Source organism: Neoroseomonas rubea, assembly GCF_016106015.1.
Lineage (GTDB): Bacteria > Pseudomonadota > Alphaproteobacteria > Acetobacterales > Acetobacteraceae > Neoroseomonas > Neoroseomonas rubea.
Genome location: NZ_JACADQ010000118.1, coordinates 1 through 11,091 on the forward strand (window position 1 = coordinate 1; position 11,091 = coordinate 11,091).

An 11,091-nucleotide genomic window follows, 5' to 3' on the forward strand; every position below is an offset into this window, starting at 1 on the left:
TCTTCCGATCAGGGCGGGCCTGGGCGGAGGGCGCGGCGGAGGGATGGAGCGAGGCGCGGCTCGCCGCCCGGCGCGGCGCGGCGCGCGAGGCCTGGGAGAGGCTCCAGGGCAAGGATCGTTTCTGGACAGGCGACTAGGCGCCGCACTTGCGACGCGGTGGCCGCGTCCAGATGTCCGTGTCGTCATTTATGAAAAAAATGCGGGCGGGCCCCGTTGCGGGTTCAAGCAAGGTGCGTTTAACGATCCATCCGTGTTGGAACGACGGCGCATCTTCAAGGGCCGCAGGACCCGCCCGCGCATGCGCGGCGCGGCCTTCCTGCTGTCGGCCGCGATCGGCGCACCGGCGCTGGTCGCGCTGGTGCTGCCGTCCAACCTCTTCGGCTCCGCCCCCGGCACGCGGGAATGGCGCGCCGATGCGCCCGAGATCCGCGTCGTGGACGGCGAGACGATCGGTCTCGGCGATCGCGTCGTGCGGCTCTACGGCATGGCCGCACCGATGCGCGGCGAGACCTGCCAGGGTCCGCGCGGCGACAGCTTCGATTGCGGCGGCGCATCCGCCGCGGCGCTGATGCGCCTGGTCGCGAGCCGCGCCGTCACCTGCCGCATCGTCGGCCAGGACGGCTTCGGCCGCGGCATCGGGCAATGCGAGGCGGCGGGGACGGAACTCGCGCGCGCCCTGGTGGGCGATGGCTTCGCCGTGGCGACGGGCAGCGCGCTGCGCACCGCCGAACTGCAGGCCCGGCAGGCCGCGCGCGGGCTGTGGAGCCATCGCGCCGGCGCGCCGCAGGATTGGCGCACGCGCGAGTAAGGCGCACGCCCGGCGGCCCGCGCCGGTTTGCCAATCTTCACATCTCGCCTCTATCTTGCGCTGCACCAAGAACCGGACCGCCCCCGCATCGGGCGTGGGACCGGCATGCGTTGAGGAACCCCTGCATGAGCAGCAAGGCCACCGGCTCCATCACCGTCACGATGGAGGGCACGAACAAGAGCACGACCCTGCCGCTCCTGGGCGGGACGCTCGGCCCGCAGGTGGCTGACATCCGAAAGCTCTACAACGAGCTCGGCATCTTCACCTTCGATCCCGGCTACGGCGCGACGGCGTCCTGCGAGAGCACCATCACCTACATCGACGGCGATGAGGGCGTGCTGCTGTACCGCGGCTACCCGATCGAGCAGCTCGCGGAGAAGTCGCACTTCCTGGAAGTCGCGCACCTGCTGCTGTACGGGGACCTGCCGAACGCCGCCCGCTACGACGAATTCCACAAGGGCGTGACGTACCACACCATGCTGCACGAGCAGCTGCGCCGCTTCTTCGAGGGCTTCCGCCGCGACGCTCACCCGATGGCGGTGATGTGCGGCGTGGTCGGCGCGCTGGCGGCCTTCTATCATGACAACCTCGACATCAACGATGCGCGGCAGCGCGAGATCGCGGCGTATCGCCTGATCGCCAAGGTGCCGACCATCGCGGCCTGGGCCTACAAGTACTCAATCGGCCAGCCCTTCATGTATCCGCGCAACGACCTCGGCTACGCGGAGAACTTCCTCTACATGCTCAACGCCGTGCCGGCGGAGCCCTGGGTCAGCAACCCGATCCTGTCGCGCGCGATGGACCGCATCCTGATCCTGCACGCGGACCATGAGCAGAACGCCTCGACCTCCACGGTCCGGCTCGCGGGCTCGACGGGCGCCAACCCCTTCGCCTGCGTCGCCGCGGGCATCGCCGCCCTGTGGGGGCCTGCGCATGGCGGCGCGAACGAGGCGGTGCTGAAGATGCTCGCCGAGATCGGCAGCCCGGAGAACATCCCCGCCTTCATCAGCGAGGTGAAGGACAAGAACTCCCACACCAAGCTCATGGGCTTCGGCCACCGGGTCTACAAGAACTTCGACCCGCGCGCGAAGATCATGAAGGAAACCTGCCACGAGGTGCTGGGCGAGCTCGGCATCAAGAACGAGCCGCTGCTCGACATGGCGATGGAGATGGAGCGGATCGCGCTGTCCGACGACTACTTCATCCAGCGCAAGCTGTATCCGAACGTCGATTTCTATTCGGGCATCATCCTCAAGGCGATGGGCATCCCGACGCACATGTTCACCGTGCTGTTCGCGGTGGCGCGCACCGTCGGCTGGGTGAGCCAGTGGAAGGAACTGATCGAGGACCCGTCCCAGCGCATCGGCCGCCCGCGCCAGATCTACACGGGCCATGCCGCGCGCGACTTCGTGGCGCTCGACAAGCGCGGCTGAGCGCTTCCGCCTTTTTGTGCCTGCGCGCCGGCCGGGGTCCTCCCCGGCCGGTTTGCGTTCGCGGGCTTCGCGCATAGGCTTCCCCGCGACGCCAGCACGGGGAAGAACGCCATGGCCACCTACGATCCGCGCAGCTTCCGCGCGCCGACCTACCACGACGCCACGCCCCGCTTCGCCGACGGCAGCGACACGCCGCGCGCCTACCTGGAACGCTGCCTCGCCGCCATCGCGCAGCGCGAGCCCACCGTCCGCGCCTGGGTCGTGCTGAACGAACCCGCCGCCCGCGCCGCGGCGGACGAGAGCGCGGCGCGCTGGAAGGCGGGCCGCCCGCTCTCCCCCATCGACGGCATGCCCATCGGCATCAAGGACCTGCTCGAGACGCGCGACATGCCGACGCAGATGGGCTGCGAGGCCTATCGCGGAAATTTCCCCAGGCGCGACAATGCCGCCGTCTGGGCGCTGCGCCAGGCGGGTGCGGTCATCCTCGGCAAGACCGTCACGACGGAACTGGGCGGCGCGCATCCCGGCCCCACCACCAACCCCTTCGACCAGTCGCGCACGCCGGGCGGCTCCTCCTCGGGCTCCGCCGCCGCCATCGCCGCGGGGATGGTGCCGGCCACGCTGGGCACGCAGGTCGGCGGGTCCGTCATCCGCCCCGCGGCCTATTGCGGCAACATCGCGCTGAAGCCGAGCCAGGGCGGCATCAATCGCGGGGAACGTCAGGCGACGTCGATGTCCACCACCGGAATCCATGCCGGCAGCATCGAGGACATGTGGCAGGTCGCAATCGAGATCACGAAGCGCGCCGGCGGCGATCCCGGCCGCCCGGGACTCGTCGGCCCGCCGACGCCGCCCGAGGCGCGGCGGCCCATGGTGCTCGGCGTGATGGAGACGGAAGGCTGGGCCGCGCTGGACGAGGCCAGCAAGGCGGCGTTCGAGCAGGTGGTCGCACGGCTGCGCGCCGCCGGCGTCACCGTGCTCCGCCGCGAGGATCATCCGATGCTGGAGGCCTTCGAGCGCGCGCTGGTCGGCACCCAGGCCATGACGAGCGCCATCACCGGCTGGGAGAACCACTGGCTGTTCCGCAACCTGGTCGCGCAGAACCCCGACGGCATCAGCCCGCGCAGCAAGGCGGTGCTGGCGATGGCGGAGAAGATGACGCCCGAGGATTACCGCCTGCGCCTGATCGAGCGCGAGGCGCTGCGCGCGCGGCATGCGGCGCTCGCCCCCGTGGTGGATGCGCTGATCGCCCCCGCCTGCCCCGGCCCCGCGCCGCTCTGGGCCGGCGACGTGACGGGCCAGCCGCTGAAGCCGCGGCCCACCGGCGATGCGGTGTTCAACACGCCGTCGAGCGGCATCGGCGCGCCGGCCGTGACCGTGCCGCTGGCCTCGGTCGGCGGCATGCCCTTCGGCATCCAGGTCATGGCGCAGGTGCAGATGGATGCGCAGGCGACGGCGATCGCCCGCTGGATGCTGGGCGCGATCGAGCCCGTGATCGCGTGACCGGCGCGCCGAGCCCCGAGCAGGTCCGCGCGCGGATCGACGCCATCCGCGCCGCACGCGGCGGCTATGTGCTGCCGCATCATGGTGCGATGGCCGCCGCGCTGCCGGACCTGCACGCGGCCTATGAGGCGATGTACCGCGCGCTGACGCTGGAGCAGCGGCACCTGTCCGCCCATGCGCGGGAAGTGGTGTGGCTCGCCATCCTGTCGGCCTGCGAGGAACCCGTCGGCACCCATCACCTGCACCGCTTTATGGAGACGGGCGGAACGGAGGCCGAGGCGGCCGCTGTGTTCCGCCTCGCCGCCTGGGCGCGAGGTGCGGCCACCTATGCGACGCTCGCCGCGCATTGGGCGGACCGGCTGCCGGGCCTGTCGCTGCAGGCCGAATACGTCGCCGGGGCGCGCGCGCTCCTGGCCGGCACGGACCTCGACGAGGCGACGGCGCGGCTTGCCCTCATCGGCGCGCAGACCGCGCGCGACGAGGCCTGGGGCCTGGCGCGGGAGATCGAGGCCGCCTACGCCGCCGGCGCGCCGGAACCCTGCATCGCGGAGGCGATGAGCCTCGCCATCTGGCCGCGCGGGGTGAACCCCTTCGTGCGCGCGACCGAGGTGTGGCTCGGCCTGATGCGGGCGGGGCGCGTCACGCCCTCCCCCGCCTTCCGCGCCTGGGCGGAAGCGCCGGGACAGGGTGCCTTCGGGGGCTAGAGGCTGACGACGAGGTTCCCCGCCGCATCGCGACGCGCGCGCGTGCCCGGCGGCAGGACCAGCGTGCTCTCGCGTTCCTCGACCAGCGCGGGGCCTTCGACCATGTCGCCCACGCGCAGCCCGGCGCGGTCGATCACCGGCGTGTCGACGAAGCCGCCGGCCTCGGGGAACCAGGCCGGGCGGCTGCGCGGCGCGGCAGGCGCGGCGGCGGCGGCATCGAGCCGCAACGCCGGCACGGGCCCCGAGACCACCACCTGCCATGAGACGCATTCGACCGGCAGCGCGGGTTCCGTGCGCCCGTATTGGCGGAGGTACTCGGCCTCGAAGGCCGCGCGCATCGCGTCGCGGTCGCCGGCCGCGATGGCCGCCGCGGCGATCTCCGCCTCCACCTGGAAGCCCTGGCCGACATAGCGCAGCGCGCCGGTCACGCGCCGCGTCGCATCGGGAGCCGCCACGCCGGCTTCCGCCAGCATGGCGAGGCCTTCCGCCTCCATCCCCGCGATGGTCGCGCGCAACGCTACCATGTCGAGCGCGGCGAGCGGCGCGACCCAGCCGCGCACGAAGGCGAAGGAGACCGGCGAGGCGAGGAACCCGAAGGCCGACGCGACCCCCGCGCCCGCCGGCGCCACCAGCGTGCCGATGCCGAGCTTGCGGCACACCTGCGCCGCATGGACAGGGCCCGCCCCGCCGATCGGCACCATGGCGTAGCCCTCGATTCGTCGCGCCTTCTCGAGCGCATGGATCGCGGCGGCCTGGGCCATGTTGCCGTTGACCGTCTCATGCAGCGCCCAGGCCGCCTCCACCACGGACAGGCCGAGCGGCTTCGCGAGATGCTCCTCGATGGCGCGTTCCGCCGCCGCGACGTCGAGCCGCATGTCACCGCCGAGGAACGACCCCGCGCCGAGATAGCCCAGCACGAGATCCGCATCCGTCACGGTCGGCCGCGTGCCGCCGAGCCCGTAGCAGGCCGGGCCCGGATCGGAACTCGCACTCTCCGGCCCGACGCGGATCAGGCCGAGCCGGTCCACCTGCGCGATGGAGCCGCCACCCGCGCCGATCTCGATCATCTCGATCACCGGCACCTTGAGCGGCAGGCCGCTGCCCTTGCGGAAGCGATCGACGCGCGCGACCTCGAAATCGAGGCTGCGCAGCGGCTCGCCGCCTTCGATCAAGCAGGCCTTGGCGGTGGTCCCGCCCATGTCGAAGCAGAGGATGTCCGGCGCGCCGGCGGCCTGGCCGTACAACGCCGTCGCGCGCACGCCGCCGGCCGGGCCGGACTGCACCAGGCGGATCGGATGCCGCCGCGCCGTCGCCTCCCCCACCGTGCCGCCATCCGAGAGCATGAGATACAGCGGCCCCGTGAGGCCGAGGCCGCGCAACCCGTCGGCGAGGCGCGTGACATAGGTCTCGAAGACCGGCAGCACATAGGCGTTGCAGATGGTGGTCGAGGCCCGCTCGACCTCCCCGATCTCCGGCACCAGGTCGGAGGAAAGGCACACGGTCAGGCCGGGCGCCTCCTCGGCCAGGATCTCGGCCATGCGACGTTCATGCGCGGGGTTGCGGAAGGCGTGCAGGAAACACACGGCGACGGCGCGCACGCCGGCCGCCGCGAGGCTGCGCGCGGCCTCCCGCGCGGCATCCTCGTCCAGCGGCGCGCGGACGGTGCCATCGGGCAGCATCCGTTCCGGTACGCCGAGCCGATGCCGCCGCGGCACCAGCGGCTGGGGCACCTGCATGAACAGGTCGTAGGTGTCGTGGCGCAGCTCGCTGCCGATCTCGACCAGGTCGCGGAAGCCCTGCGTCGTGACGAGCCCGGTCGGCACGCCGCGGCGCTCGATCAGCGCATTGGCGACGAGCGTCGTGCCGTGGATGACATGCGCGACCTCGCCGGGCGCGATGCCGTGGCGGGCGAGCAGGCGGCGGATGCCTTCCAGCACCGCTTCCTCCGGCGCGTGCGGCGTGGTCAGCAGCTTCTCGTTGTGCAGCGACCCGTCGCGGTCGTCGGCGAGGACGAAGTCGGTGAAGGTGCCGCCGATGTCGACGCCGATCCGGCAGGGCGCGGTCATGGCCGGTACGCCTTGGCACCGGTGGGCGTGACGTAGCCCTCGGCGATGTCGCGCGCGAGGGACGCCGCGTCGCGTTCGCCCGCCGGGCCGAGGCCGCCGCCGCCCGGCGTCTCGAAGGTGATGGCATCGCCCGGTGCCAGCACGAGCCGCGCCTTGGACGCCACCTGCGCGCCGTTCAGCAGGTCCCGCCCGCCGCGCCCGGCAAGCCCGCCGAGGATGCCGCGCGGCGGATGGCGCACGCGTTCATGGCGGTAGGTGACGGTCACCGGCTTCGGCCCCGTCGCCTCGAAGGTCAGGCGCTGCGAAAGGCCGCCGCGGAAGCGTCCGGCGCCGCCGGAATCCGGGATCAGTTCCTTCTCGGTGATGAGCATGGGCACCGCGTTCTCGAACTGCTCGACCGGCTGCGTCGCGACGTTGGAGGGGAAGGACAGGCAGGCCGGCCCGTCGCGCATCGGAAGCGCGCCATGGCCGCCATTCATGAAGAACATCCGGACGTAGCGCCGCCCATCCGCCTGTTCCCCCGTGAAGTAGCAGTTCCACAACGGGCTGCCGCCCTCGGCGATGACGCGGTCGGGGATCAGCCGGCCGAGTGCTGCGAGCACGAGGATGGGGAGGTAATGCCCCGTCAGGTGCCGCCCCCAGACCGGCGCCGGGCGGCGCGGATTCACGATGGAGCCTTCGGGCGCGATCAGCCGGATCGGGCGGAAGCAGCCATCGTTGTTCGGCGTCTCCGGATCGAAGGCGCATTTCACCGCGTAGTTGGAATAGGCACGGGAGAAGTTGAGCGGCGAATTCACCGGCCGCGCGATCTGCGGGTCGGTGCCGGTGAAGTCGAGCGTCAGCGCATCGCCCGCGATGGCGAGCCTGAGGCGGATGGTGACGGGATGCTCGAAACCATCGGCCGTGACCTCGTCCGTCACTTCGCCATCGGGGGCGGCGGCGATGGCCGCGCGCATGCTGCGTTCGGACCTCGCGAAGATTTCTCCCGCCAGCGCATCCAGGTCGCCGATGCCTTCCTCGGCCAGGATGCGGAACAGCCGCTTCTCCGCCTGCTCGTACACCGCGAAGAGCGCGCGGATGTCGCCGAGCGTCTCGGCCGGCTGGCGGAGGTTCGCTTCCAGGAAGGCAATAACGTCCTCGTTCTCCTCCCCCGCCTTGAGGATGCGGGCGATGGGGATGGTGAGGCCTTCCTCCCAGGCGTCGCGCGCCTCGACCGACGGCGCGCCGCCGATGTCGGTCGAATGGAAGGTGCCGCCGATCCAGGCGATGATGCGCCCTTCCCGGAACACGGGCCGGATCGTCGTGATGTCGTTCAGGTGGCCGGTGCCGAGATAGCCGTCATTCGAGATCAGCACGTCGCCCGGTTGTAGCCGCGCGCGCGGGATGCGCGCCAGCATGTGGCCGAGCGTGACCGGCATGGTCCCGACGAAGGAGGGCACGGAGCGGGAGGATTGCGCGAATTGCCGCCCGTCGCTGTCCATCAACCCGATGGCGAGGTCCCAGTTGTCCCGCACGACGGAGGAGAAGGAGGTGCGGACGAAATCCTGCGCCGCCTCGTCCATCAGCCCGGCGATGCGCCGCCAGGCGGAGCCCAGGCGGAGGGCGGAGAAGTCGCTCATGGTTCGTTCCTCAGCCGCGCATGGCCTGCAATTGCCGGAGGTATCCGGCGGGTTCCACCAGCACGTCGACCAGGCTCGGCCCGTCATGGGCGAGCGCCGCGTCGAGCGCCTTGGCAAGTGCCGCCTCATCCGCCGCGCGGAAGCCGCGCGCGCCCAGCCCTTCGGCGACGGCCGCGAAATCCGCGCGCGGCCAGCGCACGCCCTCGGGGGCCAGTTGCCGCTGCTGCTGCTTCACGTCGATGAGCGAGAGCGCGCCGTCGTTGAAGACGATCGTCACAAGACGCGCGCGCCGCTCGGCCGCCGTGGCGAGTTCCGCGAGGCACATCATCAGCCCGCCATCGCCGGTGAAGGCGATGGCGCCACGCGCCGGGTCGTGCAGCGCCGCGGCGAGGGCCGCCGGCAGCGCGAAGCCCATGGTGGCGAGGCCGTTCGAGATCAGCAGGTCGCGCGGGGCATGGCAGGGCCAGAAGGCGGTGGCGGAGAACATGTGCGCGCCGGCATCCACGCTCGCACGCGGATGGCGCCCGGCGCGCGCGGCGGCCTCGGCGGCCAGTTCCACGATGCGTGGCGGGGCGACGCCGCCCTGCCCCTGCCAGGCGAGGGCCGCGCGCATCGTGTCGCGATGCGCGGCGATCTCCGCCGCGCGCCAATCGGACGCCCGCGCGCCACCGCGCAGCGCCGCGACGGCCGTCGCGAGATCCCCATAGGCGCCCGCGGCGGGCGACACGTAATGCACCGGGAAGGGCCGCGCGGCGAGTTCGGCGACCGGCGCCGCATGCCGCCAGGGCTGCAGGATGAGTTCCACCGGATCGAGGCCGACCAGCAGGACCAGGTCCGCCGCGGCCACGCACTCCGCTTCCAGCGTGCCGCCGGTGAACAGCCCGACAAACAGCGGATGCGCGTCCGGCACCACGCCCTTGGCCTTGTAGGTGGCGAGCACCGGGCAGGTGAGCGCCTCGGCGAGCGCGCGGATCGGCGCGGGATCGATTCGCGCGGCCTCCAGCCCCAGCACGATCACCGGGCGCCGCGCGCCGGCGAGCAGGGCCGCGACCGGCGCGACATCGGCCGCCTTGGCCACCGCGCGCGGCGGATGCGCGCCGAAGGGCACGACGCGCTTCGCCGCCGCCGATGTCAGGTCGAGATGCACCGCGCCGGCCGGGTCCGCCGCTGCCGTGTCGAGCAGCGCGCCGATCTCCGCCGCCGATTCCCCGCGCCCATACCCCTTCACCACCGCCGCCGTCGCGCAGCACTGGTCGAAGACCTGGTGCGTGATATAGGCGAGTTGCGCGGGCGTGAAGCCGTCCGAGACCAGCATCACCGGCGCGCGTTCCAGCGTCGCGCAGGCAAGGCCGTTGACGGCGTTCATCAGCCCCGGCCCCTTGGTGGTCAGCACCACCCCGGGCGCGCCGGTCAGTTCCGCGTCCGCGACCGCCATCATCGCGGCCGAGCCTTCGTGCCGGCAGAGCACGAAGTCGATCCCGGCCGGCGCCGCGCCCGCGATCAGGTCGAGCGACGAGCCACCGCCCGGCACACCCCAGATTCGTCGCGTGCCGTGCGCCGCCAGCGTCGCGAGCAACCCTTCCGCGACGGTGCGCGGCGCTTCTTCCCCATCCATGGCCCGACCTTCGCCTGATCCGCCCGGGTCGGGAAGGCCCCGCATGACCGGTTGTCCCGCGCCGGCGGCATGCCAGATTGGCGCCATGCCCGACGTGTCTCCCCCTTCCTCCCCCCCTGGCACGCCCTTCGACCTGCTGGTGGTCGGCGGCGGCGTGAATGGCTGCGGCATCGCGCGCGACGCGGTCGGACGCGGCTTCTCCGTGGCCCTGCTGGAACGCGGCGACCTGGCCGGCGCCACCTCCTCCGCCTCCACCAAGCTGATCCATGGCGGGCTGCGCTACCTCGAGAACTACGAGTTCCGCCTGGTGCGCGAAGCCCTGGCGGAGCGGGAGGTGATGCTGCGGATCGCGCCGCACATCGTCTGGCCGATGCGGTTCGTGCTGCCGCACCGGCCGGAGATGCGGCCGCGCTGGATGATCCGCGCAGGTCTGTTTCTCTACGACCAGCTGGCTCGCCGGGTCAGCCTGCCGGGGCATGAGGCGATCGACTGCCGGACGCACCCGTTCGGCGCGCCGCTCTCACCAGCCATCGCGCACGCCTTCGCCTATTCGGATTGCTGGGTGGAGGATTCGCGCCTGGTGCTGCTCAACGCACGGGATGCCGCGAAGCGTGGCGCGCGCATCATGACGCGCACCGCCTTCATCGCGGCCGAGCGCGGGCCGGAGGGCTGGACCGTCACCGCCGAGCGCGCGGACGGGACTCGCCTTACGCTCCGCGCCCGCGCCCTGGTGAACGCCGCCGGACCCTGGGTGCTGGACAGCCTCGGCCGGTCGGGCACGCGGCCGCGCGGGCGCATCAGGCTGATCAAGGGCAGCCACATCGTCGTGCCCGCGCTGCATGGTGGCGAGCAGGCCTATCTGCTGCAGAACGACGACCGCCGCGTCGTCTTCGTCATCCCCTATGAAGGCCGCTTCTCCCTGATCGGCACCACCGACACGCCGCATGAGGGCGATGCGCGGGATGCGACCGCGAGCGAGGAGGAGGTCGCCTATCTGTGCGCCGCCGTCGGCCGCCAGTTCCGCCAGGCGCCGCGGCCGGAGGATGTGGTCTGGCGCTTCTCCGGCGTGCGCCCGCTCTATGACGACGGGTCGGAGAACGCCTCCGCCGTGACGCGCGACTATGTGCTGGAGATGGATGCCGCGGGTGGGGCGCCGCTGCTCGCGGTGCTCGGCGGCAAGATCACGACCTATCGGCGGCTGGCGGAGGAAGCGCTGGAAAAGCTCGCCGGCGCGATGGGGCGGCATCCGGGCCTGTCCTGGACCGGCTCGGCGGCGCTGCCGGGCGGCGCGCTCGGCGCGGGCGGGCTGCCGGCCTTCGAGGCCGAGGCCGCGCGCCGCCATC

8 protein-coding genes are annotated in these 11,091 nt (G+C 72.3%); 5 read left to right on the forward strand and 3 right to left on the reverse strand.

The window, feature by feature from the left end:
• The first annotated feature begins 298 nt into the window (after positions 1–298).
• The 4 genes from HW577_RS12885 to HW577_RS12900 all read left to right on the forward strand — a co-directional run bounded on the left by HW577_RS12885 (position 299) and on the right by HW577_RS12900 (position 4,448).
• Positions 299–808, forward strand: a complete 510-nt coding sequence (locus HW577_RS12885) for a thermonuclease family protein (RefSeq protein WP_198376541.1) — start codon at positions 299–301, stop codon at positions 806–808.
• Positions 809–933: 125 nt separating this feature from the next.
• Positions 934–2,241: a citrate synthase gene (gltA, locus tag HW577_RS12890; protein ID WP_198376542.1), complete on the forward strand. Its 1,308-nt coding sequence runs from the start codon at positions 934–936 to the stop codon at positions 2,239–2,241.
• Positions 2,242–2,352: 111 nt separating this feature from the next.
• On the forward strand, positions 2,353–3,744 hold the full coding sequence (locus HW577_RS12895) for an amidase (RefSeq protein ID WP_198376543.1): 1,392 nt from the start codon (positions 2,353–2,355) through the stop codon (positions 3,742–3,744).
• On the forward strand, positions 3,741–4,448 hold the full coding sequence (locus HW577_RS12900; RefSeq protein WP_198376544.1) for a hypothetical protein: 708 nt from the start codon (positions 3,741–3,743) through the stop codon (positions 4,446–4,448). The genes HW577_RS12895 and HW577_RS12900 overlap by 4 nt, the downstream gene beginning before the upstream one ends.
• On the opposite strand, the gene HW577_RS12905 is transcribed toward HW577_RS12900, so the two are convergent.
• Genes HW577_RS12905 through HW577_RS12915 form a run of 3 tightly spaced genes read right to left on the reverse strand, consistent with a single transcriptional unit; the run spans position 4,445 to position 9,748 of the window.
• Complete coding sequence (locus HW577_RS12905) at positions 4,445–6,514, reverse strand: hydantoinase/oxoprolinase family protein (protein WP_198376545.1); 2,070 nt, start codon at positions 6,512–6,514, stop codon at positions 4,445–4,447. The genes HW577_RS12900 and HW577_RS12905 overlap by 4 nt on opposite strands.
• Positions 6,511–8,133, reverse strand: coding sequence for a hydantoinase B/oxoprolinase family protein (locus HW577_RS12910; RefSeq protein ID WP_198376546.1), 1,623 nt, complete (start codon positions 8,131–8,133; stop codon positions 6,511–6,513). Before HW577_RS12910 ends, HW577_RS12905 begins: the two co-directional genes overlap by 4 nt.
• 10 nt (positions 8,134–8,143) lie before the next feature.
• Complete coding sequence (locus HW577_RS12915; protein ID WP_198376547.1) at positions 8,144–9,748, reverse strand: thiamine pyrophosphate-binding protein; 1,605 nt, start codon at positions 9,746–9,748, stop codon at positions 8,144–8,146.
• An 85-nt stretch (positions 9,749–9,833) separates the two neighbouring features.
• Here HW577_RS12915 and glpD point away from each other — a divergent pair.
• Positions 9,834–11,091, forward strand: a 1,258-nt coding sequence (gene glpD, locus HW577_RS12920) for a glycerol-3-phosphate dehydrogenase (protein ID WP_198376548.1), incomplete at its 3' end; no start/stop codon positions are given.

Excerpts from the sequence above, each read along its gene's own strand:
- HW577_RS12885 (WP_198376541.1), top strand. The coding sequence starts at position 299 with ATGCGCGGCGCGGCCTTCCTGCTGTCGGCCGCGATCGGCGCACCGGCG.
- HW577_RS12910 (WP_198376546.1), bottom strand. The coding sequence starts at position 8,133 with ATGAGCGACTTCTCCGCCCTCCGCCTGGGCTCCGCCTGGCGGCGCATC.
- HW577_RS12895 (WP_198376543.1), top strand. The coding sequence starts at position 2,353 with ATGGCCACCTACGATCCGCGCAGCTTCCGCGCGCCGACCTACCACGAC.
- HW577_RS12915 (WP_198376547.1), bottom strand. The coding sequence starts at position 9,748 with ATGGATGGGGAAGAAGCGCCGCGCACCGTCGCGGAAGGGTTGCTCGCG.
- HW577_RS12905 (WP_198376545.1), bottom strand. The coding sequence starts at position 6,514 with ATGACCGCGCCCTGCCGGATCGGCGTCGACATCGGCGGCACCTTCACC.
- gltA (WP_198376542.1), top strand. The coding sequence starts at position 934 with ATGAGCAGCAAGGCCACCGGCTCCATCACCGTCACGATGGAGGGCACG.